The following is a 26,935-nucleotide window of genomic DNA, read 5'->3' on the forward strand; positions in this document are numbered from 1 at the left end:
ACGGGTTCGCCTGTCAAGCGTAGGTTGACGGTATGAGGACTTCACGAACACCTACTACTCGCCTCTCGCGGGGAGTCGTCGCCCTGGCCATCTGTCTCGTGGCGGTCGGTCTGATCGTCGTCGTGCTTTCGGCCGGGTTCGACTGGCACGGATTCGCGGGCGGTCTCGCCCTCGGTGCCGGGATCGGCACCATGCTCGTCGGCGCCTACTTCTGGGGGTGGATGAACGGGCTGCGTCGGCAAGGATCATCCGCGCGCTGGCTGCCCGGCGAAGAAGTCAGGCGATGACCGAACTCGCCGAAGCGGTCGGCCGAGTGGTGCTCGAGGCGGCCGGGGTCGGCGACGGCGATGCCCTCGACGCCCCCGCGCATCTCGCCATCATCGCGGCCAGCGCCCGCGCCGAGGGTGAAGCGCGTGACATGCTGCACGCGTCGGTCATCGCCGCTCGCGCGGGCGGCGTGAGTTGGGCGCGCATCGGCAAGCAGCTCGGCATGACGCGTCAGGCCGCGCAACAGCGGTTCGGTGCGGCCATCGACGAGTTCGAGAACGAGACCGAACGCTGGCTCGGCCCGGTCACAGCGTTCGACGAGATGCGTGAGCTGGAGATCGCCGGTCGCGCCGGCTGGCACACCGTCGAAGCGGGGCTGCTCTCACACCGCATGGTTCGCGGCGAGACCCAGTGGCAGCATCGGCGGGTTCTCTGGCGCGCGTCGGGGGCCGCTGAGCGCGCGGAGGGCTGGCAGGTGGGGTGCCGCGCGTTTCCATGGGTGTACCTCGTGCGCGACACCGGACTGCCGATCCAGAAGACTGCCGGCGCAGCGTGATCAGGCAGGTGTCGAACTCTGCGTGACCCGCCGCTTCTCACGCACGTAGACCTCGCGTCGTACATGCGCGACCACGTCGCCGGCGGCATCCGTGATGTCGGTCTCGAACCATTCCAAGACCTTCGCGCCGCCCCGTGCGCGCTCGCGCAGTTCTTGTGCCTTGGTGGCCGGCACCTCGAAGTGGGCCGTGAGAACGCCACGACCCGGCTTGCGAAACTCGATCTCGCCTCGGGTGTCCCAGATCACATAGTCGCGGCCGAGCTGATGCATGACGAGCATGAAGAAGTAGGGATCGGTCATCGCCGACATGGATCCGCCGAACGCTGTCTTGACGTAGTTGCGCGTGAAGACGTTGACGTGCAGTTCGACCGTTGCGCTGGTCCAGTCGTCGGCATACCGCTTCACGCGGATGCCGCTGAAAAGATTGGGGATCCACAGACTCATGCCCAGGGCCAGCCGGCGGGGAGTGATGCGCATGGGCACCAGCGTGCCAAATCCGTCGCACGCGCGCGACATCGACTGTGCCGTAGGAACAAGCGCGGGCTGTCTTTCCCATATTGTTCTAGTTACCCTAGAATAACTATGTGCTCTTCCGCATCGATCCCGTCAACGGTGTGGCGCTGTTCGACCAGGTCGCCGCGTCGGTGCGCACCGACATCGCCGCCGGGCGGCTGTCTGCCGGTGACCGCCTGCCACCCGCCCGCGACGTCGCCGAATCGCTCGGCATCAATGTGCACACGGTGCTGCGCGCGTATCAGATGCTGCGTGACGAAGGACTCGTCGATATGCGCCGCGGCCGCGGAGTCGTGGTGACAGACGCCGCCACCCGCCTGGCCGCGCTGGCCGACGAGATCCACGACCTCGTCGTTCGCGGGGCCACCCTCGGACTGTCCTCTGCCACTCTCGCCGCCCTTGTGAAGGAGACCACTGTATGAATCCCGATGTCCGCCGTGCCCGCCATGCCTTCCTCTGGGTCGGTGTCCTGGCGCCCACGGCGGTCACGCTGCTGTCGGCGATCGTCATCGCCGTCTGGCTACCGCAGCTGCCTGACCCGGCGGCGACGCATTGGTCGGGCGGCGGCGGGCCCGACGGTTTCGGGCCGGCATGGACCTATCTGCTCTTCGGCGTCGGGCTGCCGCTCGTCTTGATCGCCGGGATGTCGGTGATGGCGCTGTACGCGCACCGGCTGCCGCCGCGCGACCCGGACGGGCCGCAGTGGTCGCCGACTGCGCGTCTGCTGGGTGCGATGAACCTCGCCATCGCCGGGATGTTCGCCGTCATGATGCTCGCCAGCGTAGGGGTGCAGCGCGGGCTCGCCGATGCGGCGGACGCGCCGGATGTCATGGGTTGGATGTTCGCCGGATTCGGCGTCGCCGTCGTGTTGGGCGTCGCAGCCTGGTTCCTGCAGCCCGCCGTCGTGCCTGCAGAGCTGACGAGGCAAGATGCCGTGCCTCTGCCGCTGGGGCCCGGGGAACGGGCGGCATGGGTGGCGACGGCCACCACCGCGCGGGCGGGCATCGTCACGCTGGGGTCTCTGACAGGAGTTCTGATCGTGATGACGGTCGTGATGCTGGCGCTGGAGGTACCGGCCTGGTGGATTGTGGCGATCGTCAACGTCGCACTCGTCGCGGCCATGCTGACGATGCTCACCTTTCGTGTGCGGGTGGGCTCAGACGGGCTGCTCGTGCGGTCGACGGCGGGATGGCCGCGCTTTCGCATCCGGCCCGACGAGGTGCGCTCGGTGCGTGCGACGAACGTGCATCCGTTCGCCGAGTTCGGTGGATGGGGTGTGCGACTGTCGACCGACGGTCGGTTCGGTGTCGTGCTGCGGGCAGGCGACGCGCTGGAGGTCACCCGTACGAACGGTCGCACCTTCGTCGTCACGGTCGATGACGCCGCCACCGGTGCCGCGCTGCTGTCTGCGGTGTGTGCGGATGCGGCATCCGGCCGCGATCGAGAGGGGTCGAGATGACCGATGTTGCGCAGAATGACCGGGTGCGAGTCGCGTGGCCGGCGGTGATCGTCTATCTCGTCGTCGCCCTCGGACTCGGGTGGGTCGTCGCCCTGCCGCTGTGGCTCTCGGGCGACGGTCTGGCCTCGCCGTGGGCGGGTCTGCTGCTGCCCGCAATGATGCTCACGCCCACCCTGGCGATGCTCGTCGCCGTCTTCGTGATGCGCGCGCCGCGCGAGAACCGGCTGCGCTTTCTCGGGATGTGGCCCTTGCGCCCGGTGCGTCGGTTCATCGGGATACTGCTGATCGCGCTGTTCGCGCCGATCGTCGTGGTGGTCGCGGTGACGCTCATCGCGGGGGCGCTGGGCCTCGTGCAGCTGGATCTGGTCGACTTCTCGGGCTTCGCCGAGCAGGTGCAGGCGACATCGCCCGGTGCTCAACTGCCGCCGATGGCACTGCTGGTCGCGGTGCAGCTGCTGCTGATCCCTGGCGGTGCGCTGATAAACAGCGTGCTGACCACGGGGGAGGAGCTCGGCTGGCGCGGGTGGCTGCTGCCGGCGTTGCGGCCGCTGGGCACGTGGCCGGCCCTGCTGATCACGGGTGTGGCGTGGGGGATCTGGCATGCGCCGATCATTCTCTTGGGATACGACTTCGGACGCACCGACATCACCGGGGTGCTGTTCATGATCGGCGGATGCGTCGCGTGGGGCGTTCTGCTGGGGTGGATGCGTCTGCGCAGTGCCTCGGTGTGGCCGGCCGTGCTCGCGCACGGCTCGTTGAATGCGGTGGGCGGGCTGGTGCTCTTGCTGCGCGCCGCAGGGGAGCAGCCGGATCTTGCGATCGTGGGTCCGCTGGGCGTCATCTCGTGGGCGGTGTTGGCCGTGGTCGTGGTCGTGCTCGTTCTCACCGGGCAGTTTCGCCGACAACCGCGCGCGGGTGAGAAGACGGTGACAGCCGCCGCGGAATCGGGCATGATCGGCTTATGAGTCTGCAGATCCGCACCGTTCTCGAGCCGCAGGGCCCCGCGGCGGCGATCGTCCTGACCGACGCCCAGGTCGATGAGCTCGGTGGCGGCAAACGTGCAGCTGTGCGGGTGACGATCGGTGCGCACACCGCCTCGCTGCGCCTGGGTGTCATGGGAGGTAAGAATCTCATCGGCATGTCGAAGGCGGCGCGCGGCGAACTCGGCGTCGAGATCTCCGACACCGTCGACGCCGTGATCGAACTTGATACCGGCGAGCGCGAGGTCGAGATTCCCGACGATCTGGCGGCCGCTCTGGACGCCGCCCCCGGGGTGCGTGCCCGGTTCGATGCTCTCGCTTACACGTACCGCAAGGAGCACGTGCGCGCGGTGACCGAGGCGAAGCAGCAGGCCACGCGCGAGCGACGCGTTGCCGCCATCGTCGAAAAGCTCAGCGCACAGGAGGGCATGCCGGGCTGAGTAGACTCGTGGCCGGACCGATGTCGCTCCGAGAACTTCCGCCCACCACTCAAGGAGTCACTGTGGCACTTATCGAGGCAGTCAACGCGCGCGAGATCCTGGACTCGCGCGGCAACCCGACCGTCGAGGTGGAGGTGCTCCTCGACGACGGCATCGTCCAGCGGGCGGCCGTCCCCTCGGGTGCATCGACCGGCGCCTTCGAGGCATACGAGCTGCGCGACGGCGACAAGAGCCGCTACAGCGGCAAGGGCGTGCTCAAGGCCGTCGCCGCGGTCGTCGACGAGCTCGGCCCGGCCATCGAAGGAGTGGATGCCGCGGACCAGCGCGTCATCGACGAGATCCTCATCGACACCGACGGCACCGAGAACAAGTCGCGCACCGGTGCGAACGCGATTCTCGGTGTGAGTCTGGCCGTGGCCAAGGCCGCCGCCGACAGCGCCGATCTGCCGCTGTTCCGATACCTGGGCGGACCGAACGCGCACGTCCTGCCGATTCCGCTGTTCAACGTCATCAACGGCGGCGAGCACGCTGACAACGGCATCGACTTTCAGGAGTTCTTCCTCGCTCCCATCGGCGCGTCGAACTTCGCGGAGTCGCTGCGCTGGGGTGCCGAGACCTACCACGTTCTCAAGGGCGAGCTTCAGGCTGCCGGTTATGCGACCGGTCTCGGCGACGAGGGCGGCTTCGCCCCCGATCTGCCCAGCAACCGCGAGGGCCTCGACTTTCTCGTGAAGGCGATCGAGAAGGCCGGCTTCACACCCGGCTCCGACATCGCCGTGGGACTCGACGTCGCCGCCACCGAGTTCTTCGCAGACGGTGTCTACACCGTCGAGGGCAAGCCGTGGACGGCCGAGAAGCTCACCGACTACTTCGCCGGCCTGGTGAACGACTACCCGATCGTCACGATCGAAGACGCCCTGGCCGAAGACGACTGGGACGCCTGGAAGGCCCTTACCGACAAGATCGGCACCCAGGTGCAGTTGGTCGGCGACGACCTGTTCGTCACGAACCCCGAGCGCCTCGCCAAGGGCATCGACCTCGGCGTGGCGAACTCGCTGCTGGTCAAGGTCAACCAGATCGGCACGCTTTCCGAGACCCTCGACGCCGTCGAGCTCGCGCACCGCTCGGGATACACGACGATGTTCTCGCACCGCTCGGGCGAGACCGAAGACACCACGATCGCCGACCTGGTCGTCGCGGTGAACTCGGGTCAGATCAAGTCCGGCGCGCCCGCCCGCAGCGAGCGCGTCGCGAAATACAATCAGCTTCTGCGCATCGAAGAGGAGCTGGGCGACGCGGCGGAGTTCATCGGCCGCGCGGCCTTCCCGCGCTACAAGGGCTGACGCCGTCACGGCGTAGGAGAGGGGGAGTCATGGTCAAGAGGCCGACTCCCCCTTCTTCCGTTCCCCCCAAGCCCGCTTCGCGCACTGATGCGCAGCGGGGCAGTGCCGCCTCCCCGACGCATCGTCCCGTCGATGTGCGTGCGTGGCTGGCAGGATCCCGTCTCTCGGGCTTCACCGCGATCATGCTGGGCCTGGTAGTCATCGCGGTGTTCGTGCTCGTTCCCACGGTGAGCACCTACGTCGGCCAGCGTCAGCAGATCGCCGCACTGCAGCAGTCCGTGCGCGTCACACAGAACGAGATCGACGCGCTCGAGCGTCAGCGCGCGCGCTGGGACGACCCCGCCTACATCACCACGCAGGCGCGCGAGCGGCTCTACTTCACCAACCCCGGCGAGGTGGTCTATCTCGTCGACGACGATCTGCCCGACACCGACATTCCGCAAGAGAAGGCGCCGGTCAGTGATGAGGTCGAGGCCGCGCACACCGATTGGATGTCGCAGCTCGTGAGATCGGTTGCCCAGGCAGGTCTCGCCAAGACGGCGGTGCCGGCCGCAGGCGATTCGACGCCGACGCCGGCCCCCACCTCGAGCTCGTCGTCCAGCCCCACCCCGTCACGGTGACCCAGCGGTTTTTCGGACGGCCCCGATAGCCTGGTCACTGTGACCACCCCGCCGTTCGCCCCTGTCAGCGACGCCGACCTCGCCGTTCTGCGCGCGCAGTTGGGCCGCCCTGCCCGGGGTGTCATCGGAATCGCCGCACGCTGCGTGTGCGGAAACCCCACCGTCGCAGCGACCGCCCCTCGGCTGCCCGACGGCACGCCGTTCCCGACGCTGTACTACCTGACGCATCCGGCGGCCACCGCAGAGATGTCGCGGCTGGAAGCCGACCATGTGATGCGCGAGCTGCAAGACGCGCTGGCCGACGATGCCGAGTTGCAGGCCGCGTACCAGCGTGCGCATGAGGCGTACCTCGCCGACCGCGCGCAGTTCGGCGAGGTGGCAGAGATCGCCGGCATCTCGGCGGGCGGCATGCCCGCGCGCGTGAAGTGCCTGCATGCGCTGGCGGCGCACGCGCTGGCCGCCGGTGCGGGCGTGAACCCGATCGGCGATGCCGCGCTGGAGCGTTCGCGGTGGACACCACGTCAGTGCGCCTGTGCTGAGCCCGGACCGTTGCTGGACGATGTCGTCGCCGACGGGGGAGCGGCATGATCCGCCGCCTTCTGGGCGTGGCGCTGGCCGGTGCCATCGCCGTGCTCGCCTGCACCGCGGCATCCGCAACCCCCGATCCCGACCCCGCCGCCGATCAAGACAGCCTGCGCGCGCAGGAGTACTGGCTCAACGACTACGGCATCACGGATGCGTGGAAGGTCACCAAGGGCAAAGGCGTGAAGATCGCCATCATCGACACCGGTGTGGGGCATGCGCCCGAACTCGATCCGGCGGTGACCGACGGCACCGATGTGTCGGGAGCCGGGTCGTCCGACGGACGCACGGCCGTCGGCGCCATCGATGCGAATCACGGCAGCTGGGTCGCATCGCTGGCGGCCGCGCGCGATGCCGACGAGGGTGAAGACATGATCGGGGTCGCCCCCGAGGCGGATCTGCTCTCGATCTCGATCGGCTTCGAGGGCTCGAGCGCACGGGTGCCCTTCGACGAGCAGATAGTGAATGCGATGCGCTGGGCGGTCGACCACGGTGCCAAGGTCATCAACTTGTCGTTCACGACGAACACCCTCGACTGGGATCAGAGCTGGGACGACGCCTTCCTGTACGCGTTCAACCACGATGTCGTGGTGGTCGTCGCCGCGGGCAACCGCGGCAGCGGCACCGGAATCGTGGGCGCTCCGGCCACCATCCCCGGTGTTCTGACCGTCGCCGGTGTCGACCCGAGCGGAAAGGCCAGCGTCGAGGCATCCACTCAGGGCATCACCATCGGTGTGGCAGCTCCCAGCGAGAAGCTGCTGGGTATCTCAGCCGATGGTGAGCCGGTCATCTGGAAGGGCACCAGCGGCGCCGCGCCCATCGTGTCGGGCGTGGTGGCGCTGGTGCGCGCGGCGCACCCAGAACTGGATGCCGACAACGTCATCGAGCGGATCATCAAGACCGCACGCCCGGCGAAGGGGATGACCCACACCCCCAGTCCGCTGTACGGCTACGGTCTCGTGGATGCCGAGGCTGCGGTGTCCGACAAGGTGGCGCGGGTCTCGACCAACCCGATGGGCGATCTGAAGGAATGGATTCGTCTGTACCGGCGTGCTCCGGTCGAGAAGGCACCCACGCCGACGTCCAAGCCCGTCGAAGTGCCTCCGCTGCCGCGCGCCGATCCGGTCTCGACGCCGGCCTCGGTACTGCTGCCGGATCGCGATCGGGTGCTCTACGGCAGCCTCCCGCTCATCGCGGTCACGGTGCCCGCTATACTGGTGGGGCTGGGCGTCACCGTTGCTGCCAGACGTATCCGTTCGGCGCGCTCTTCACGCACGCCTCGCCGCAAGAATCTCTAGGAGTTCTCCACACCGTGAACACCGCCGCGACCACTGTGCCCCGGATCCTCATCGTCGGCGGTGGGTACGCCGGCTTCTACACCGCCTGGAAGCTCGAGAAGCATCTGCGCAAGGGCGAGGCAGAGGTCACCATGGTCGACCCGTTGCCGTACATGACCTACCAGCCCTTCCTTCCCGAGGTGGCCGCCGGCTCGATCGAGCCGCGCCACGCTGTCGTCTCGCACCGCCGGCACCTCAAGCGCACGACCGTGATCAACGCGAAGATCACCGGCATCGACCACGCGCACAAGACCGCCACCATCACCGGCCCTGACGGAAGCACCTGGCAGCACGAATACGACCAGATCGTCGTGACCGCCGGTGCCGTCTCGCGCACCTTCCCGATCCCCGGCATCGCCGACAACGCGATCGGGCTGAAGTCGATCGAAGAGGCTGTCGCGGTGCGCGACAAGCTCATCTCGAACTTCGACCGTGCCGCCGCGCTGCCGGCCGGTCCCGAGCGCGACCGCCTTCTGACCGTGGTGGTCGTCGGCGGCGGGTTCGCCGGCATCGAGGCGTTCGCCGAACTTCGCTCTCTGGCATCCGCTCTGCTCAAGAGCTATCCGCAGTTGACCTTCGACGACACGCACTTCCACCTGATCGAGGCGATGGGCCGGATCATGCCCGAGGTGTCGCTGCCCACCAGCGAGTGGGTGCTGAAGACCCTCGCCAAGCGCGGTGCCTATGTGCACCTCGACACGCAGGTCACCAGCGCGGTCGACGGCAACGTCGAGGTCTCGACGGGTGAGGTCTACCCGACCGACCTGATCGTGTGGACCGCCGGTGTCATGGCCAACCCGACCGTGGTACGCGGCGGCGACCTTCCCGTCGAAGAGCGCGGGCGTATCCGTACCCGTGCAGACCTGCGCGTGGGCACCCCCGAGGAATTCGTCGAGGGCGCCTGGGCTGCCGGCGACGTGTCGGCCGTGCCCGATCTGACCGGCGGTGGTGTGGGCGGCTACTGCGTGCCCAACGCCCAGCACGCGGTGCGCCAGGCGAAGCTTCTCGCGAAGAACCTCGTCGCCGTGCTGCGCGGTGAGCAGCCGAAGGAGTACGTCCACAAGAACCTCGGCGCCGTCGCGGGTCTGGGCCTGTACAGCGGCGTGTTCCAGTCGGGCAAGCTCGCCCTCAAGGGATTCGTGGCCTGGGTCGCACACCGCGGCTACCACGGCCTGGCGATGCCGTCATGGGAGCGCAAGTGGCGCGTGCTCTGGGGCTGGTGGAACAACTTCTGGCTCGGTCGCGACATCGTCAGCCTCGAGGCAGTGCAGACGCCGCGCGCCGTCTTCGAGCAGTTCGCCGCGCGTCCGCGTTCGCCGCAGCCGACCGAGGCCGCTCCGAAGAAGGATGCCGCCGGTGCGGGCAACAAGCCCGTCGAAAGCAAGGTCCAGGCCAGCGCCTGATGCTTCGCATGAACGCCCGCGCCCGTTTGGGGCGCGGGCGTTCTGCGTCTGCCGGGTAGGCTGACGGCAGCATCCGTGCCCCGTCTGAGGGCGCGGCACGCCCCCATAGCCCAAAGGCAGAGGCAGGCGACTTAAAATCGCTTCAGTCTGGGTTCGAATCCCAGTGGGGGCACTAGGAAACAGCACCTGACCAGCCATTCTCCCTTGGTAAGCGGCAACATTTCCGCTCCAAATCGGCGCTCATGTCCGAAATATGTCCGAAAAACCATCGGGCTGATGCGTCGGGAGGGTGTCTGGGCGGCGTCCATGCCGGTCGTCTACGGGCCAGCACCGTGGACCGCGCATAGACACGGCATGATCACGACAGCTACCGATGAGCACCGTGGGTCGGTCCCGGAACTCCTCACTACCCCGGAGGCTGCTGCCCTCCTCCGCGTCTCTCCTCGCACGATGGAGGATTGGGGCCGCCGTGGCGTCGCGTTCGCACCGCATTACGTCCGCGTGGGCGGCCATCGCATCGTCTATCGCCGCGACGAACTCCTGGAGTGGCTCGACGGGCGGGCTGCCTGATGGCGCGCAAGCAACTCGCGCCCGGGGATATTGGCGTCGTCCGGTTTCGTGAACGCACGCCTGGCCGAGTCACCGCGACGGCCGGGATGCGCGACCTCGCAGGCGTGTGGCACGACCTGCGCGCGGTTGGAGCGACGGAGGATGAGGCCAGGCTGGAGCTTGAACGCCAGGCTCGTCAGATTGTCGCCATTGGGCGCGGAGAACGGCTGACCGAAACGAGCACCGTCGCCGAGGCGGTCGAGGTGTGGCTGGAGGGCGTCCGTGTGGGCAATCGGGTCACTCCACAGACCGTCCAGACGCACGAGGTCTCCGGCCGGCGGCTGGTGCGGGCGATGGGTGCAGTCCGACTCGCTGACCTCCGCCCGGGTTTCGTCGAGGATTTTCTCCATGGCGCTCTGGCTCGCGAGGGCTCTGCAGCAGCTCATGCACTCAAAGGCACGTTGCGCCTCGTATGTGGTGTCGCGGTCCGGCGCGGAGCTCTCGTGTCGAACCCGGTTCGGGATACGTCGCCGTTGCCGGCACAGAAAACTCGAGCGAGCGCCCTGACACCCGAGCAGTTCCATGAGCTCATCCAGGCGATTGAGGAGTGGGCCGGCAAGCCTGCGGAACCCAAGAATCGCGGGGGAGTGCGTTCTGATGCACGAGCACTGGCGGACCTGCTCAGTGTCTGCGTCGGAACTGGAGCGCGAATTGGCGAGGCGCTCGCGCTGGAACGTCGCGACCTGGATTTTGAAAACAGGCGCGTACATATTCGGTCGACCCTGGTGTTCGTCAAAGGGCAGGGGACCATCCGTCAGGAGCACACCAAGACCGGCCCGCGCGGGGCGCGCACCGTGCCCATGACAGCTCGGGTCCGCGAGGTTCTGGAGCGCCGACTCGACGGCGCCGATTCTGCCGCGACGACTGCGGTGTTCCGGAACCGCTCCGGCGGTCACACTACGCAGGACCGGATGGCCAAGCGTCTGCGGGCGTTCCGGGCCGCCAGGCCTGAGGTGCTCGAACGGCTCGGCATCCCAGCATCCGAGACGACGTCGCACCTCATGCGCAGGTCCGCACTGACCCTCGTAGCGAACACCGACGCACTCGGCGGTGGGTCGACAGCCGCCGCGATGCTTGGTGGTCATGCGAACGAGAGCACCACAAGGCGACACTATGCGCATATGAGCAAGGAGGTCCCTGAGACCACGTCCCAGCTACTGGATGCGTTCTGGGTGAGTGCCGGCCGGGCTTACGCGGCTCGCACTCGTCGCACCAGCCGCTTGACGTCGTCGTCGGTGTACTCAGCGTCGCCGGCAGTCGCCACACAGAGCTCGCCATCCTCATCGCGCGCTACGGCGACGAATGCCGTTCCCTCGCGCTCCGTGACATCGACGAAGTGGACGCGTGCCAGCCACGCGGTCTGCGCCGGCATGACGTTGGCGTGATCCTCGCCGTCCACTGCGACGATGCGCTCGACAGAGATGCTGCGGGCCACCGGCAGGCCATTGCTCTAGCCGTCGAAGTGGCAGTTGGGGCGGACCCAGCCGTCGCTGGTGGGCGTGAGGAGCGTCTGGATCTCGGTGGTGGGGATGGAGGGCACGCAGGTTGTGAGAGCTGCGAGGGAGCGCGGTGGAGGCGAAGGCTGCAGCGAAGCGGCGGCGAGTGGTCATGCGCGGGTTATGCGCGGCGACCGCCCTGAGTTCGTGGACCGACTTCACCGGGAACTCGCACTACTTTCGGTCGAAGCGTTCGCTTAGCCCAGCGGTCTCCAAGAGAGCGACGAGCGCAGCCAACATTTGGAGCAACGCGTATATAGCGGTGGCGCACAGCATGGCGCTCGTGATCGCCGGCGCCAGGTTGTCATCCACGAGGATTCTGAGTGGCCCTGCACCAACGAGCGCAGCCAGGGCTGCGGCTGCCGCGAGAAGGTTTGATACTCCCGCCCAGAACGCAACAAAGGCGAGGTCCGCATATGGAGTGGACGGGGAGTCTGAACTTGGGGACTGCATGGCCTTGCGCAACCTCCCCGACGGGAAAGTTACGACCAGTGCGCCGAGTGCCACTGACACACCAAGTCTGATAGCCGCAAACGTGACGACAGCAATCGCCAGGGATTCGATCGATACGCCGTGGGCTAGGCGAAAGGGGGTCGCGAGCGGCAAGAGGGCCGTGACTGCACCAACGACGATGCTGATCCAGAATGTCCAGTCCTCGAGAATGAGTTCACGGCACCGTGGTCTAATCCAACGTGCCCAGAACCCACTCCTCTTGGGTCTAGTCATGATCGCTGACGTGTCTGTTTCGTACTCTTGCAATCAGATTACGAAACGCGTCGAGGAGGCCGGACGTTTGGGCGTCTAGTGGCATTGTCTGGTCTAGCGCAACCAATGAGCGTTCCTGGTGCTTCGATAGCGTGACGGTCTGCTCGGCGGTGTCGCCGGGTTTGCGTCCTGTGACCCGCGCGTTCCTGATGCTGGGATTCGGAGACTCGGCCACATCACGAATAACTGCAACCAATCCAGCCGCCTTATCGAGTGACTCACCACGAGCCGCCTTGACCTCCGCAGTCGACGTCGCCGCGTTCGACTCGTCCGCGAGTTCGTATAGCCTATTCGCATGGTCGGCCCAGTCGTAGTTTGGGCGTGCCACCTCAACGGCGGCGACGCGTATGCGCACGAACGCGTCGATTTCGGTGAGGAATGACTTCGAGGCGAGCGGTGTAATCTCGACCCGGCGGTCTGAGAATCCGACGAGCGGTACTCGCTCGAAGAATCGCTCGAGTAGGAGGGGAGTGACGCCGCCCCGTCCGCTTTCAAGCGCAACTATGCGACCACTGTCGTTCGCGCTTATCACGGCTCGGGTGGGTTTCGCGGACCAGCGGGTGGGCGACGCGGCCTCGACAATGGGCGCACCTTCGGAGCGGTCATAATATATGGTCTGACCGTTTTGATCGCCACCGAAGAACACGAGCTCGATAGTCGTGGCGTCTGTCAACCGGGCTTCATCCAGAACAACTGTGTAATCGGTGGCGACAGCAACCTCACTGCGAATTGACTGTTGCATTGCGTGAAAAAACAGTTGGTAGTCTACGGCCTCTCCACCGGAGTGGATGTGCAAGGAATAGAACCGAACCGGGATCTGTCTCATGGCGTCCTTACCAAGGCGAAATGGTGGAGATTGGGCAGGCGTATTCGCCAATAGTCCTGGGACTTGTCGAGCGACCTGGTCGCCAGCCACGCTACTAGATGTCGGCGTTTGGTTCGTTCTGGCACGCAGTCCGCTTGAGTAAACACTCGCCCCATCGGTAGTGCGGCTCTGCACCCCACGTGTGCGCGCCTACCGATACGGTAATCCTGTGTGGTGAGTGGCTCACCCGGCGCCCGCACACGTGACAAGGAGATCCGATGACGCTCGCCCCCGCCAATCCCGACCATCTCACGCAGCGTGAACTCGAGCAGTCGCTGTGGGCTGCGGCCAACGCTCTGCGTGGCCCGGTGGACCCCGGCGATTTCAAGGCGTACGTGTTCCCGGTGCTCTTCTACAAGTGGATCAGCGACGTCTACGACTACCACCATGAGCAGGCGGTCGATGACCTCGGCGACGACTGGTCGCAGGAGCTCGAGGACGAGGACTACCAGACGTTCGTAATCCCCGACGGCTCACACTGGGACGACACCTACGAGGTCACCAAGAACACCGGCGCGGTGCTCAACCGTGCGCTGGTCGCGATCCAGGAAGCGAACCCCGGGAAGCTAGCCGGCGTGTTCGGGGACGTGAACTGGGCCAACACAGAGCGCATACCCCTCCAAGCGCTGCGATCGCTCATACAGGTGTTCGACAAGCTCACCCTCGACCCCGCGCACGTCTCCGGCGACATGCTCGGCTCGGCATACGAGTACCTACTGCGGGAGTTCGCCGAGGCCTCCGGCAAGAAGGCCGGCGAGTTCTTCACTCCCAGGCCTGTCGTGCACCTGCTGGTGAAGATCCTCGACCCGCAGCCGGGCGACTCCGTGTGTGATCCTGCCTGCGGCTCGGCGGGGATGCTCGTGGAGACAGTGGAAGCCGTCAAGCTGGCGGGCGCGAATCCCCGGTCGCTGTTCCTGTACGGACAGGAGCAGAACTTGACCACGGCGGGCATCGCCCGGATGAACTTGTACCTGCATGGTGTAGAGGACTTCGAGATCAAGCGCGGCGACACGTTCCGCGAGCCCAAGCTCCTGGACGAGGCCGGCCGGCTGCGCAAGTTCAATGTGGTGATCGCGAACCCTCCGTTCTCGCTGGACAACTGGCCGTCACAGACATGGGCGAAGGACCCCCACAAGAGAGCATTGGGCGGCATCGTGCCCCCTGCGAAGAACGGCGACTGGGCATGGATCCAGCACATGCTCTCCGTGATGGACGAGCACACGGGACGTGTCGGCGTCGTCATGCCGCACGGTGTGCTGTTCCGCGGCGGCCGCGAAGCTGAGATGCGCCAGTGGGTCATAGAGAACGACAAGCTTGAAGCCGTCATCGGCCTGCCCAACAACCTGTTCTACTCGACCTCGATCCCGGTGAGCCTGCTGATCTTCCGGGCGCGCAAGAGCCTGGAGCGCGAGCACCAGGTGCTGTTCGTCGACGCACGTGCCCGGTTCAAGCCCGGCAAGAACCAGAACACACTCGGCGACGACGACGTCGAAGCCATCGACGCTGCCTACAAGCACAGCGACGACATCGACGGCGAGGGCGGGCTCGCACTCAAGCTCGTCGAGCGCGACAAGATCCGCGAGAACGGCTACGACCTCAACATCGGCCGGTACATCCAGACGGAGACCCGAGCCGAAGCTGACGTCGATGCGGCACTTGCTGCCCTACGCGAGGCGCAGGAAGCTCTCGACACGGCACGCGCGGCGTTGGACGTGCGGCTGAAGGAGGCGGGCTTCGATGCGTGAGGAACGGTTGCCGTTCACCGTGCTGCTGCCGGATGAACCAGGTGTACCCATTGAGATCTACGACCAGTCAGTGACCCTGCACATGGCCGTAGCGGAGAAGAACTCGATCTCGAAGTTGGGTACCGCCTGGGACGCCGCGGGCGTGTACCTGCTGCTGGACGTGCACGATGCGGACGGGAGCTACGGCGTGTACGTCGGGAAAGCGCCCGGCGGCATCCGCTCCCGGCTCATGGAGCACGAGCGCAGTCGACGGTGGTCGAAGGCACTCCTGATCCGCCGCGACAACCACTCCGGGCTCAGCTCGGCGCACGTGGGGTGGCTTGAGGGCGACCTGTTCGAGCTGTTCTCCGCCGCGCAACGGGCCCGCCTGCACAACCAGAATCGCCCAGGCGACAAGACTGTCCCGCCCTACGACATCCGCATCCTCGAGTCGTTCCGCGACCCGATCTCGCGCGTGCTCAGGCTGATCGGCTACGACCCCTCCAGCGTCGAGGAGCTGAGCACGCAGTTTCCCCGCGACAATAAGACGCGAGCTCGCTACGACGTGACGCTTGCAAAGATCATCGCGGCTGGCCTGCTCACCGGGGCTGAGCAGCTCGTCTCTGTCAACACCGTGTGGCCGGCAACGGCGCAACTGAGAGCCGACGGCACGATCGAGTTCGACGGACAGTCGTTCGCGTTCCCGTCGGCCGCCGCGGCGGCTGTGAAGGGCGGCAACGCCAACGGCTGGGACTTCTGGGCAGTCGAGAAGGATGCCGGCTCCAAGCGCCTGTCGGCCTATCGGCAGGAGCTCCTCAACTCGCTGGCGGTGGATGACGATGCGTGACGGGTGGCGGCAGGTGCGGCTTGGGGATGTGGCATCAGTCACATCGTCCTCAGTATCGACGAAGAGCGTCGATCTTCCTTATATCGGGCTCGAGCACTTCGACAGCGGGTCACCAAAGATCACGCGCGGCGCACGATCTGCAGCGATGGAGGGATCCGGGATTCTCGTGTACCCGGGCGATGTCCTCTTCAGCAAGTTGAGACCGTACCTGAACAAGGTCGCTGTTGTACAGGAAGCAGCACTTTGCAGTACCGAGGTGCTGGTGTGGCGCTCAAACGATCCTCGGGTGATGGTGCAGGACTACCTCGCCCTTGTCTTACGTTCGGACGAGTCGGTCGACTACGCGAACGCCAGATCAAATGGCACGCGAATGCCACGCACCAGCGCCAAGGTCATGTCGACATTCCCCCTCTCGCTCCCACCCCTCGCCGACCAGCGGCGGGTCGTGGACCTGATCGCGGCCGTCGACGATGCGATCGAGGCGGCGGAGGAAGAGGCTGAACGGTCGAATGCTGCTTCGACGCAGATGCGCACAACGCTTTTTGCAGGACTCGCCGACCTTCCATCTGTGACCGCATCCGAGAAGTTCGATATGCTCCTTGGCCGCCAGAAATCGGCTCGACAGAGCGTCGGTGACCATGTCATTCCATACGTGAGGTCGGGCAACCTGGGGAGCGGTAACGTCGCGGGTGCCCTCCACTCAATGAACTTCAGTCCCGCGGAGCAGACCAAATACGGGCTCCAAGACGGCGATGTGCTGCTCGCCGAGGGCGGAACCGTTGGCGCATCGGCGCGTTGGCATCAGGACGACAGTTCTGTAGTTGGGTTCGACAAGCACGTGATCCGATTGCGAGGTGTCCCGGGTGTTTCGACATCGGACTTCGCACACGAATGGGTCCGAGATGCCAATGCGTCCGGCGTATTTGAAAAGGCAGCCACCGGCATCACGATCAGGGCATTGGGGTTCGGAAGAGCTTCAGCCCTCCCTGTGCCTGACGCCGACCTTCCGACGCAAGACCGAATAGCGGCCGTGCTGATGCCGTTCGACGGCGCCGCAGACGCAGCCCGCGCCACCGCCAGCGCCCTCCGCACTCTGCGCAGCAACCTGCTGACCGTCCTGCTCTCCGGCGAGCACGAGATCCCCTCCAGCTACGACCAGCTGCTCAGCGGCGAGGAGACCGCAGCATGATCGGCTACACCGAGAAGAACACCGTACAGGCAGCGCTGGTCGCTCTGCTCGTCGATGCCGGCTGGCAGTACGTCACAGGCAAGGACCTCCCGCGCACGACTCAGCAGGTGTTCATTGAAGCCGATCTGCGCGACGCGATCGAGCGGCTGAATCCTGAGTTGGCAGGACGCACGGATGCCGTGCTTGCGAAGGTTCGCCAGGTCGCCCTCTCTGCCGCGTCCGAGGGGCTGATGGCCGCGAACGAAGAGTTCACAGCGCTCCTGCGCGGCGGCGGCACTGTGCTGATGCCGGACACGAATCATGACGAGCCGTTCCGTCTGATCGACTTCGAGCACCCGGAGCTGAACACGCTCCTGGTCGCCGATGAGGTGACCTACCAGGGCGCCCGGTTCGATGTGGTGCTCTGGGTCAACGGCATCCCCGTCGTGGTGGGCGAGACCAAGACCCCAGTGTCGGTCACCAAAACCTGGGCCAACGGCGCCCGGGACATCTACACCGCGTACGAGGAGCACCATCCGGCGTTCTTCTCCACCAACCTGTTGTCCTTCGCCACCGAGGGTAAGGACTTCCGCTACGCCGGTGTCCGCACGCCGCTTGACCACTGGCAGCGGTGGGGCTCGAGCTCGGTGCCTGCGACGATCGAGGGCTGGGACCGGGTCGTGATGAGTGTGAACAGGCTCCTGGATCCGCGGGTGGTGCTGAACCTCATCGAGCACTACGCGATGTACGACCGGCTCTCCGAAGACGGTGCGGTGCGCACGATCAAGCTGCTGCCGCGCTACTTCCAATACGAGTCGGTGGAGAAGATCGTCGCGCGGGCGACAGCGGAGCCCAGGTCACGGGGGCTGATCTACCACACGCAGGGGTCCGGCAAGACGCTGACGATGTCGTGGGTGGCCACGAGGCTGTATTTCGACCCGCGGATGCACAACCCGACGATCGTCGCCGTGGCGGACCGGACGCAGCTGGTGACGCAGACCTTCGCGCAGTTCGCCTCCGCCGGCGTCCCCGCCCCCGTGAAGGCTGGATCTACCGCGGCGTTGCAGTCGGCGCTTCGCCACGACGAACGCGGCATCATCGCCACGACCGTGCATAAGTTCAAGGGCGCCGGCGTCCTCTCCGAGCGGGAGAATATCGTGCTGCTCGTCGACGAAGCCCACCGCACCCAGGAGGGTGCCCTGGGTGCCGACATGCGCCAGGCTCTGCCCAACGCGCACCGGTACGGATTCACCGGGACACCGATCGCGGATCTGGACCGGAACACGTACCAGCTCTTCGGGGACGAGCGCGATCCGGGATGGGCGCTGGACACCTACGACTCGGACAGGTCGATCGCCGATGGCACGACCGTGCCGATGAGGGTGATCCCCAGGCCCGTCAGGTTCGACATCGCCAAGGACGAGCTCGACGCGGCGTTCGATGCCCTCGCTGAGGAGGAAGAGCTCAGCGACGCGCAGAAGGAGTCCTTCGCTCGCCGGGTCGCCAACGCCCGCGCCATCTTCCACAACCCCGAGCGCATCCAGCGAGTCGCAGCCGACATCGTCGCTCACTTCTACGCGGCCATCGATCCGCACGGGATGAAGGCACAGGTGGTGGTCGCCGACCAGGAGCTGTGTCTGCTCTACGACCACGCATTGCGCACTGAGCTGGCGAAGACCGGACGCGACGACGAGGCCGCTGTGGTGATCTCCGCCACCGGAAAGACCGAGTTCGAGCCATACAAGCTCAGCGAGGGCGAGGAAGAAGCACTGCTGGATCGGTTCCGTGATGTGGGCGACAAGCTGAAGTTCCTCATCGTGACCGCGAAGCTCGGCACCGGGTTCAACGCGCCCATCGAAGGGGTGCTATACCTCGATAAGCCTCTTAAGCTGCACACGCTGTTCCAGACGATCACCCGCACGAACAGACCCTGGCGAAACCCGGTCACCGGGTTCACCAAGGCGTACGGCACGATCGTCGACTACGTGGGTCTGGGCGGCGCGTTCGCTCGCGCCATTGCGCCCAGCGACCCGGAGCACGCGCAGCGACAGATCGAGACGGATGCTCTGCTGGAGAACCTCGAGGCGGCACTGAAGGAGATGCGTCGTCGGTTCGTGGGCATCACTCGGGACGGGTCGATGGACTCTCTGCAGTCAGCCTTGGAGCGCCTGCCGCAAGACAGCGAAGACCGGATCGAGTACCGCGCAGAGTTCCTCTACGCGCAGGGACTGTGGGAGACGATCGCCCCCGACGAGCGACTCTCGGACTGGGAGGACGACTACCGCTGGTACGCACAGGTGTACGCCGCGATCCCGTCAGACGGCGACGAGGACGATATCCTCTGGGAACGGCTCGGCCCGAAGACGCGAGAGCTCGTCCACCAGCACATGCGCAACGTCCGCGTCGACGACCGCAACATCGCGGTCGTGATCGCCGATGCCGAGACGATCCAGAAGATGACGGAGTCCGGACAGCTGCCCCCGGTGCCCAAGGAATATGAAGGCAAGTCCGCCCAGGAGATCGTCGACAGCCTCTCGACGCGGATCCAGAAGAAGCTCGAGGGCGCCAGCCCCAACGCGGCGGCGTACCGGTCTATCGCTGAGCGGCTGGACCAGCTGCGGCAACGGGTGATCGCCGATGCGGACGACTCGGTCGCGTGGCTAACGAATCTGTTCGAGGTGGCCACCGACCTCAAGACCGCGGAGGACGCCGACGAGCAGGGCGTGCTCGCTGACCTGCCGGACCCCAACGTGGGCATGCTCACCCGCATCTTCGAGGAGCACACGCCGGCGGGGATGACGGTGATGGTCAGCCAGATCGCCAAGGAGGTTGATGAACTGGTCAGTCACGCGGTGCACCCGCAGTGGACCAGCAAGGAGTCGTCCATGAAGGCGGTCAAGCGCCAGCTCAACGCGCTGTTCAAGAAGTACGCGCTTCCGCGCACCGGGGAGCCGATGGACTCGGCTTGGCGGTATATCCGCAAGCACTACTGATGGTCTGCTCGGGTCATGGCCTTAGCGCCTCTCCGACCGCAATGGACGGGCGTCGCGACTGCGTGCGGGTCATGAGGCGGAGGTGGCTCTCATGAGCCTCCTCCGCTCCTGGAGCGGGCTGGCTCCGGAGCGTTTCGGCGGGCGGAAACGGCGAGAGCATGAAGTGGGTGGAGGTCGAGATTGAGTTTCCCTTACGACGTGGAGTCAGCGTCTTCGATCCCCGATACCTTTGTGCCGTGGACCTGACGGTAGAACAGCTCATCTTTCAGGACGGCTCGATTGCGGAGTTCAGCATCAGCTATCGGATGATGCGCGGGGGGGCGGCTTTGTGGGGCGCTCACGATTGGGTGCCGTTTGAGCGTATGGAGACTCACGGTGACCCGATCTCTCGCGATCTCATCGTCAGGCAGGGCGGGATGAGCTTCGGCTGGGCTGGAGAAGGGTATCGGAGCGGTATGGCAGTGCTGCTGCGCGCGAGTGGTGCAACTCATACATCGTCACCAGTCGTCGCGGCACAGAGAGTAGAGGTCAAGGTCGACACACCCTCCGTCGATGCATATCAGCGGGTGCTGGAGGATTTCGAAGCGGCGATGGACCGTCCGGATCTGGAGAGCGCAGGTAGCTTGCAGATGAGTGCGTTCGAGTTGATGCAGCAGCCGGACTGGCTCCAGTGGCGGTCGATGTTCGTTGATGCGTATGGCAGACGGGTCCCGTTCCTGCGCGCTAAGGGGCGACGTGTGGCAGCACTCTATTGGACCGATGAACGTCGCGAGTTCGCGGAGAAGGCGATCGAAGCGGTTGGTGACAAGGAGGCCTTCTCGATTGCGGATGTGGCCGAGTTGGCGGTGTCGCTAGACCACCTTCGCCGCCTCGTCCATGCCGAGAACGTCGTTCCCCTCGCCTCGCTCAGCCGCCGTCTCCGCGAGGTGGGCGTCTCTCGTCCGAAGGAGCTCGCGAATTGGCTGCGCGACAATCGTGAGGTCCACTTCGAGGGAAAGATGGTCTGCAGCGGGCCGGAGCCGAGTCTGTTACCTCAGAGGGCGACGGTACCGCCGTTCAAGAAGCACCACTCGAGTCGCGACGACATGAACGATGAACAGCGGCGCTTCTACGATGAAGTGGCCGTGCGGGCATTCGAGGCATTCCGCCCCGTGGACCTGGATGGCAGCATCTCATACGGGTTCGCCTACCTGTATGGCGTCGTTCGCGAGCACGCCGAGCGGCCGACACGGACTAGATCAGTCCTGGAGTGGTTTAGTGACACATACTCCGACTCATCGCTCGGACGATACGCGGTCCAATGGCTTGCGGATCTTTCGTACATCCGCGGAGATTTCGCGCGCGGCGTCGAGGTTCACAGGCGGATAGGACTGCCCCTAGACATCTATCTCGCTCTCGCGCAACCGCTCGGGCTCCGCCTGGTCGCCAGCGATGTCCGTGCGTGGCTTGCAGCCGATCCTGGCCTCACCCAGACGGGGATGTTCATGCGAGACGACGTTGACGATGGGCTCCAACACGTGCTCGACGAGTTCCATGATGCAAACGGTCGCAGCGTTGTCGAGGACTGGTGGCACCGGCTCGCAATCCAACGCAGGCAAGGCGAGCCCGCACCGCTTGTGGAGGACGAACTATTGGGCTTCATGTGCCAGTCCGACGTGGACATGCGTATCGGGTGGGCTGACCATGGCGCACACCTGTACGACCGAGCGCGTATGGCGTTCAGAGGGGTGCTCGGCTACAACGCGGAGATCCCCTGGCCAGATCGATACCCGAATTGCTACTGGTATGGCGAGTTGATCTGGGCCCGACTTCGTGCGGCATACCGGCTGGCGGAGAACCGAGTCCGTGAGTCCAAGGGGCTGGCGAGAGTGGGCGAGGGCTGGGTGTCGGAGGTTGCTCTCCTGAACGCGATTCGCGAGGCGTTCCCGAACGAGCGGGTGGTCCATCAGGGACGCCCGAAGTGGCTGAAGCCCCAGAGCCTGGACATCTTCCTCCCAGACCGGAAGGTTGGGATCGAATACCAGGGTGTTCAGCATTCCCAGCCTGTCGGTCGGTTCGGGGGCGACGTGGCATTCGTGTCTCAACAGACCCGGGACGCACGAAAACGCCGGCTCTGCGCTGAGAACAGCTGCCAACTGATCGAGGTGCACCCTGACTACGACCGCGACCGCGTGCTCGCCCAAATCCGTCAGGCGCTTGCTAGCTGACGCTGAAGCGGCGTCGCTCCTCTCACAAGAGGAAGAGCGGACCCGAGGCCGCTATTATCCGATGCATGGGGGACGAATGCCCCGATGACTCTGGTGACCGATGCCTACCACAGACGGTAGATTCTCTCCAGAACGTGTCCACTGGGGAGGGCTGATGGCAAAGCCAAGAGTGCACGAAATCGCCACCGAGCTTGGTGTCGATGCGAAGGTCGCCCTGAGCAAGCTACGGGAACTTGGTGAGTTCGTCAGGTCGCCCAGTTCGACGATCGAGCCGCCTGTTGCACGGAAGCTACGGGCCGCTCTGGTCAACGACGGGAAGATCGAGCCGGCACGCTCATCTCATCCAGATGCTGTTGCCGCTGAAATCCGCCGCGACGTCATTCGTCGACGAGATACGAACTGGGCGTCATACGGACTCTCTGAACGTGAGAAGGCGACGTGGCGCAGCGCGGGCATCCCGGAGGACAAGGCCCACATCGCGGCGATGTGCCGCGACAGTGCTCGGCGCGGCACCAACCCCTCACGCTTGACACCCGAGAACCTCAAGCTAATCGTCGGCGATGGACCGGATGGTCAACGTGTCCTCGACGCGCTCCTCGCCGGTGGGAATGCGCTCCGGGTCCAAGAGAGACTTGCGCACAGCCGGGGCGTCTCGTTGACGGACGTGAGCCCGGATCTACTCAGGCTCACCATCTCCGGGGATACTCCGCCGCAAGATCAGGCCAAGACCCTGGGGCAAGAACTGCGCTCCATGGCCTGGGTGCCGAATTCTTGCGTCGCGACGGCTGACACAGTGGCGCAGATTGTGGACGCCGTTCTCCCAGCGGTGCGCGCACAGCATGAACTTCGACGCGAGGTGGAGGTCTATCGCGCTGACGGTACCGTGTCGCCACTGCTCGCGGCGTACGCGCGGGTTCACGGTGTGATGCATACTGGTCCAGTCCTCACAGCGCTTTGTGAGGGCGTCATTGGCGATGCCGAGCTCTACCGAGACGGGTTGACGGCAGCCGATCTCATTATCCAGGCGATTGGTTCTCGACGGTTCTTCTTCCTTCGTGAGGACGCTGTACAGGAGCTCGCCTCAGGCGTGCGTGACGCCAGTGACGATCTTCTCCTACCTCCAGCGCCGGCCGGGGTCGCTTTTCTCACGATGCCTGAACGGGATCACCTTGGCCACGGCCTGGTTTTCTGGATGACCGGGCGAAGTGGCGGTGTGCGATGTCTCCTTGTGACCCGCGGCGGATTCGCCTCGCTCACGCCACGCAAGTTGGTCACGATGGGTCAGCGGATCGAGCATTGGGATGTTGGTAGTGCGGCTGAGGAGCGTGGTGGTGCAGCGACGTTCCTCGATCGATTCGCAGTACGCCGTACCCGCCCGCTCGGGAGTGAGCGCGGGCGGAGAGTGGCGAGTCTGGCGAACGAGATGTCGGGAGCAGCCGACGTGCCGTCCGAAGTGCGAGATGTCGTTGTCACGTATTACTCGCGTCGATCGGCCGACGTGGAAGGCGCGGGCGAACGTAGCCGACGGCGCCCGGATCATCGCTGGAAGGTGCAAGGTCACTACCGGCGCCAGTGGTACCCGAGTGAGCAGATCCACAGGCCGAAGTGGATAGAGGAGCATGAAGCAGGTCCGGCGGACCACCCGTTGCTCATTTCGGAGCGCGTCGAGGTGCATTGAGGACAGATGGATACTCGCCGAGCCGGGTAGACGCGAAGGACATCGATCCTCCGCAAGGAGAGGGTGCGTCGCGGCCGCGACGCACCCTCTCTCAGCCGGCTAGCGGATAGCGAACTGAGCGCCGCAGTGTGCGCAGCGCGCCCAGCCGGACGTCAGCCGGGTGAACGGACCCAACTTCCGCCGGCACTTCGGACAGGGGACGTAGATGAGACCGGGGACACGCCTGGTAGCCATCTCGCCGCCTCAGTTCTTCGTCGGATCGACGAGGACGTAGCCCATTCCCGACCTGGGAGTGGGCGGGAGTGGCTCGCCGCGGGTGACGGTCCGCTCGTGTCCTGTCCGTCCGCCACGCGGACCGACCTGCTCGTACTGTCCGGAGCGCGGTGCGCGGTCTCCGGGACTCATCCGTTCTTTCATTTTGGTCTCCCGACCTTGACCCAAGATTGCCGGGAAGGGTTAGTCTGTCAGTACTCCGATCAGAGAGAACTGCGACCTGCGACCCGGCACCGTCCGACGTGGGTCGCTTTTCTCTGCGTTGAACGGCAGCCCAATACTACATATGGGCACCAACACTGGGAAGCACCACAAGACTTAGTAGTTACATTTGTGTAGTTTTCCACAGGCGTCCCCACGTGCAGCACAGGTTGTCCACCGCTCCATCCACAGACATGTACGACAGACAGTCCGCCGAAATCCGCGGAATTGTAGGTGAGAGGTTCCGCTCTCCACAGGCGCGGAGCTTTTAGGACGTCCGACATCCGATTTCCTGTGGACAAGCCACGTCGGCGTGTCGCGACGTGTCACGGTATCCGCGGTGGGCCGAAAGGTGGTGCGGGGTTGGTCGGAAACTCTGCCTGTGACGGGCCGGCGAGCAGTGCAGGTCGCGGCGGTCGGGCGTCAATGCGGTGGCTTGGTCACCACGATCTCGCTTGCGCACGAGGAACCGTGGGGGCAATAACCTGTCTTCATGCTCTTCACCGCCCTGCACCGTGCCGCCGGGTCTGAACCGGGCCCGATCACGGACGCACTTCTGGACGCGGCAGTCGCGGCTCGTGCCGAGGAGGCTGACGACCTCGACTGGAAACGAAAGATGGCGCCGACGAAAGAGCTTCCCAACGGCGACATGCCCAAAGACATCGCCGCGATGGCGAACAGCGGCGGCGGGGTCATTGTGTTCGGCGTGCGTGCGGAGGGTAAGGCCGCAGCTGAGCGCGTCGACGCGGGCGCGCTCGATGAGGGGGTCGAACAGGCATTGCGACGCGTCGCCATCAATGCGATCACACCGCCGGTGCTGGGTCTCCACATCGTGCATCTGGATGGCGGAGGGAACCGGGCAATCGTCGTGGCGGTGCCGCCGAGCCTGGATGCGCCGCATCTGATTTACAAGAAGGACTATTTCGCCGCGCCATACCGCGTGAACGCGTACACGGATTGGATGCGGGAGCGGCAGATCGAGGCGATGTATCGTGCTCGGTTCGATGAGCGGCGGAATGCCACCCAAGCGCTGGATCGCCTGTATGAGGATGCGCTCGTCGACTGTGATAGCAGCGAGAGGCTGTGGCTCGTCGCCGTGGCGCACCCCCGAATACCTCAGCAGCCGCGCCGCATGAAGCGCGCGGAAGCATCCGACATCATTCAGCGTGGCGGGCGAACCGCGATCGGGATGGCTCCCAGTTATCGCGGCGCGGAGTTTCCGATTCAGAACGTGGAGCCGAGTCATCTCCGGGCCGGACTGCGGCGTTGGATCGCGTACGGCCGTCCTCCTCACGAGGCGGCGTGGGATGCAATCGTGGGCGTGCACGACGACGGCTCGGTGACTGTGGCGAAGGCGATCGGAGCAGTGCGGCTGGATTCGGATCGGTGGGCGGGCGCGTGGGTCGGTCGCTCCTGGGCGATCGAGACGGCCGTGGCTGATCTGGTGGGACTTATCGCGGCGAATGCCGCGGTGACAGCCAATGACGAATACGACGTGCGCGTCGGGCTCGCGTGGGAAGGCTCGGAGCCGATCGAGATTGGTGAGGTGGGCCCTTTCGGACAGCTTGCTCCGGGAGCTCAGACACGACGGTTCGTGCCTGTCGAGACCACGCTGAACGCACGTACCTCTTCGAGAGGTCTCCGCGATGCCGCATACACGCTCGCGGTCGATTGTCTGAATCAGGTCGGCGTCCGCAACGCCGGGATCCTGGCCAAGCCGGAGGAGTTAAATGGGCGATGACGGCCTCGACGCTGCAGTGCAGCCGCACTGCCCGGACTGCGGGATCGTGCTCCACGCTCAACGCGATGCCTTCGTCTGCCCCGCCTGTGGCCACCGCGAGCTGATTCCGCAGATCGAGATGCCGGCAGAGTTCGACGGCCCAGACCTGAGGGACCGTCACCGATAAGTGGTACGAGTACCCTGGGACTATGGCCCGAATCTCCTCGCCGGCGTCCGAGCACATAGGGGCGCGCATCACCGCAGTCCGCAAGTCTCAGCACATGACTGTTGACCAGCTCGGCGTGGCCAGCCGCATCGACTCGTCGAACATCCGCAGCTACGAGTCCGGCCGGGCGCTGATGAGCCTGCCGTCGCTGGTGCGCATCGCGGAGGCACTGGGCGTCGAGGCTGGGCAGCTGCTCGATGGCGTCACCTCGCAGATGTTCGGTCGCTGACGGCCGCCAGTAGCCCGTCGCGCATATAATCGACGGAATGGCCGGGGCGAGTTTCAAGGTGGTCGGTCATGGGTTCGAATCGACGGTATGCACAGCGCGTGGATGCCGGCATAGACACGAAGATTCTTGACCGCGTCTCCGGTGATGGCCCGCTCCAGTCACTGACGCCAGCGGAGCTGGCGCTGGATCGCGAGCCATTGACGATTGATCCGTCGCCGAGCCGGCGCGTGCGCGCGTGGGTGCGGTTCGGGGACACGCCGATCCGGGTTGAGGCCGTGGCGTGCCGCTGGACGGCCCAGGCCGTGGGGATCGAGTTCGAGGCAGCGGGCAAGCGGGTGAGGTGCTGGGTATGGCAGGGTGCGGCAGAGGAGGTCGACGCCCGCGCATAGCGGGGCTGTCCACCTCGATCCGGGAGCCCCGCATGACCCTGAAGT

23 protein-coding genes, 1 tRNA gene and 1 pseudogene are annotated in these 26,935 nt (G+C 65.5%); 23 read left to right on the forward strand and 2 right to left on the reverse strand.

Annotation, left to right across the window (positions count from 1 at the left end):
• Positions 1-32: 32 nt before the first annotated feature.
• Together ET475_RS13495 and ET475_RS13500 are read left to right on the forward strand one after the other, a co-directional pair.
• Complete coding sequence (locus ET475_RS13495; protein WP_129391266.1) at positions 33-287, forward strand: hypothetical protein; 255 nt, start codon at positions 33-35, stop codon at positions 285-287.
• A complete protein-coding gene (locus ET475_RS13500) occupies positions 284-823 on the forward strand; it encodes a hypothetical protein (protein WP_129391269.1) in 540 nt (179 codons plus the stop codon). The genes ET475_RS13495 and ET475_RS13500 overlap by 4 nt, the downstream gene beginning before the upstream one ends.
• Here the strand turns inward: ET475_RS13500 and ET475_RS13505 are convergent, their stop codons facing one another.
• Positions 824-1,300 (reverse strand): PaaI family thioesterase, encoded by a 477-nt coding sequence (locus ET475_RS13505; RefSeq protein WP_129391272.1) that lies wholly within the window; start codon positions 1,298-1,300, stop codon positions 824-826.
• Between the two features lie 107 nt (positions 1,301-1,407).
• Between ET475_RS13505 and ET475_RS13510 the strand changes: the two genes are divergently transcribed.
• The 12 genes from ET475_RS13510 to ET475_RS13565 all read left to right on the forward strand — a co-directional run bounded on the left by ET475_RS13510 (position 1,408) and on the right by ET475_RS13565 (position 11,494).
• Positions 1,408-1,758: a GntR family transcriptional regulator gene (locus tag ET475_RS13510; protein WP_129391275.1), complete on the forward strand. Its 351-nt coding sequence runs from the start codon at positions 1,408-1,410 to the stop codon at positions 1,756-1,758.
• Positions 1,755-2,795 carry a DUF1648 domain-containing protein gene (locus ET475_RS13515; protein ID WP_129391278.1) on the forward strand — a complete coding sequence of 347 codons (1,041 nt, stop codon included), beginning with the start codon at positions 1,755-1,757 and terminating at the stop codon, positions 2,793-2,795. Before ET475_RS13510 ends, ET475_RS13515 begins: the two co-directional genes overlap by 4 nt.
• A complete protein-coding gene (locus ET475_RS13520; RefSeq protein ID WP_129391281.1) occupies positions 2,792-3,760 on the forward strand; it encodes a CPBP family intramembrane glutamic endopeptidase in 969 nt (322 codons plus the stop codon). The genes ET475_RS13515 and ET475_RS13520 overlap by 4 nt, the downstream gene beginning before the upstream one ends.
• Positions 3,757-4,215, forward strand: a complete 459-nt coding sequence (locus ET475_RS13525; RefSeq protein WP_129391284.1) for a YdeI/OmpD-associated family protein — start codon at positions 3,757-3,759, stop codon at positions 4,213-4,215. The genes ET475_RS13520 and ET475_RS13525 overlap by 4 nt, the downstream gene beginning before the upstream one ends.
• Before the next feature lie 62 nt (positions 4,216-4,277).
• Positions 4,278-5,558 (forward strand): phosphopyruvate hydratase, encoded by a 1,281-nt coding sequence (gene eno / locus ET475_RS13530; protein WP_129391287.1) that lies wholly within the window; start codon positions 4,278-4,280, stop codon positions 5,556-5,558.
• A gap of 182 nt (positions 5,559-5,740) precedes the next feature.
• On the forward strand, positions 5,741-6,178 hold the full coding sequence (locus ET475_RS13535; RefSeq protein WP_242497642.1) for an FtsB family cell division protein: 438 nt from the start codon (positions 5,741-5,743) through the stop codon (positions 6,176-6,178).
• 39 nt (positions 6,179-6,217) lie between these two features.
• Positions 6,218-6,766: a DUF501 domain-containing protein gene (locus tag ET475_RS13540; protein ID WP_129391293.1), complete on the forward strand. Its 549-nt coding sequence runs from the start codon at positions 6,218-6,220 to the stop codon at positions 6,764-6,766.
• A complete protein-coding gene (locus ET475_RS13545; protein ID WP_129391297.1) occupies positions 6,763-8,058 on the forward strand; it encodes a S8 family peptidase in 1,296 nt (431 codons plus the stop codon). Before ET475_RS13540 ends, ET475_RS13545 begins: the two co-directional genes overlap by 4 nt.
• A gap of 35 nt (positions 8,059-8,093) precedes the next feature.
• Positions 8,094-9,500, forward strand: a complete 1,407-nt coding sequence (locus tag ET475_RS13550; RefSeq protein WP_129393975.1) for an NAD(P)/FAD-dependent oxidoreductase — start codon at positions 8,094-8,096, stop codon at positions 9,498-9,500.
• 99 nt (positions 9,501-9,599) lie between these two features.
• Positions 9,600-9,672 (forward strand) — tRNA-Leu (locus ET475_RS13555).
• Positions 9,673-9,854: 182 nt separating this feature from the next.
• Positions 9,855-10,070, forward strand: a complete 216-nt coding sequence (locus ET475_RS18280) for a helix-turn-helix transcriptional regulator (RefSeq protein ID WP_129391300.1) — start codon at positions 9,855-9,857, stop codon at positions 10,068-10,070.
• Complete coding sequence (locus tag ET475_RS13565; RefSeq protein ID WP_129391303.1) at positions 10,070-11,494, forward strand: tyrosine-type recombinase/integrase; 1,425 nt, start codon at positions 10,070-10,072, stop codon at positions 11,492-11,494. Before ET475_RS18280 ends, ET475_RS13565 begins: the two co-directional genes overlap by 1 nt.
• A gap of 829 nt (positions 11,495-12,323) precedes the next feature.
• Here the strand turns inward: ET475_RS13565 and ET475_RS13570 are convergent.
• A complete protein-coding gene (locus tag ET475_RS13570) occupies positions 12,324-13,196 on the reverse strand; it encodes a DUF4747 family protein (RefSeq protein WP_129391307.1) in 873 nt (290 codons plus the stop codon).
• Between the two features lie 257 nt (positions 13,197-13,453).
• On the opposite strand from ET475_RS13570, the gene ET475_RS13575 reads away from it, so the two are divergent.
• The 9 genes and pseudogenes from ET475_RS13575 (at position 13,454) to ET475_RS13620 (ending at position 26,890) form a co-directional block, all read left to right on the forward strand.
• Positions 13,454-14,980 carry a type I restriction-modification system subunit M gene (locus ET475_RS13575; protein ID WP_129391310.1) on the forward strand — a complete coding sequence of 509 codons (1,527 nt, stop codon included), beginning with the start codon at positions 13,454-13,456 and terminating at the stop codon, positions 14,978-14,980.
• Positions 14,973-15,806: a restriction system modified-DNA reader domain-containing protein gene (locus ET475_RS13580; RefSeq protein WP_129391313.1), complete on the forward strand. Its 834-nt coding sequence runs from the start codon at positions 14,973-14,975 to the stop codon at positions 15,804-15,806. The genes ET475_RS13575 and ET475_RS13580 overlap by 8 nt, the downstream gene beginning before the upstream one ends.
• Positions 15,793-16,995, forward strand: coding sequence for a restriction endonuclease subunit S (locus tag ET475_RS13585; RefSeq protein WP_165310934.1), 1,203 nt, complete (start codon positions 15,793-15,795; stop codon positions 16,993-16,995). The genes ET475_RS13580 and ET475_RS13585 overlap by 14 nt, the downstream gene beginning before the upstream one ends.
• Positions 16,992-19,967: a type I restriction endonuclease subunit R gene (locus ET475_RS13590; RefSeq protein WP_207205352.1), complete on the forward strand. Its 2,976-nt coding sequence runs from the start codon at positions 16,992-16,994 to the stop codon at positions 19,965-19,967. Before ET475_RS13585 ends, ET475_RS13590 begins: the two co-directional genes overlap by 4 nt.
• A gap of 236 nt (positions 19,968-20,203) precedes the next feature.
• Positions 20,204-22,174 (forward strand): PDDEXK family nuclease, encoded by a 1,971-nt coding sequence (locus tag ET475_RS13595; RefSeq protein WP_129391319.1) that lies wholly within the window; start codon positions 20,204-20,206, stop codon positions 22,172-22,174.
• Between the two features lie 154 nt (positions 22,175-22,328).
• Positions 22,329-22,532: pseudogene (locus ET475_RS18435) on the forward strand (translation initiation factor IF-2 N-terminal domain-containing protein); the annotation flags it as partial.
• A 2,287-nt stretch (positions 22,533-24,819) separates the two neighbouring features.
• Positions 24,820-26,067, forward strand: coding sequence for an AlbA family DNA-binding domain-containing protein (locus ET475_RS18285; protein ID WP_129391326.1), 1,248 nt, complete (start codon positions 24,820-24,822; stop codon positions 26,065-26,067).
• Positions 26,068-26,255: 188 nt separating this feature from the next.
• On the forward strand, positions 26,256-26,501 hold the full coding sequence (locus ET475_RS13615) for a helix-turn-helix domain-containing protein (protein ID WP_129391329.1): 246 nt from the start codon (positions 26,256-26,258) through the stop codon (positions 26,499-26,501).
• A 98-nt stretch (positions 26,502-26,599) separates the two neighbouring features.
• Positions 26,600-26,890 (forward strand): hypothetical protein, encoded by a 291-nt coding sequence (locus ET475_RS13620; protein ID WP_340638584.1) that lies wholly within the window; start codon positions 26,600-26,602, stop codon positions 26,888-26,890.
• The last annotated feature ends 45 nt before the right edge of the window (positions 26,891-26,935 follow it).

This window comes from Microbacterium protaetiae, assembly GCF_004135285.1.
In the GTDB taxonomy this organism is placed as follows: Bacteria; Actinomycetota; Actinomycetes; order Actinomycetales; family Microbacteriaceae; genus Microbacterium; species Microbacterium protaetiae.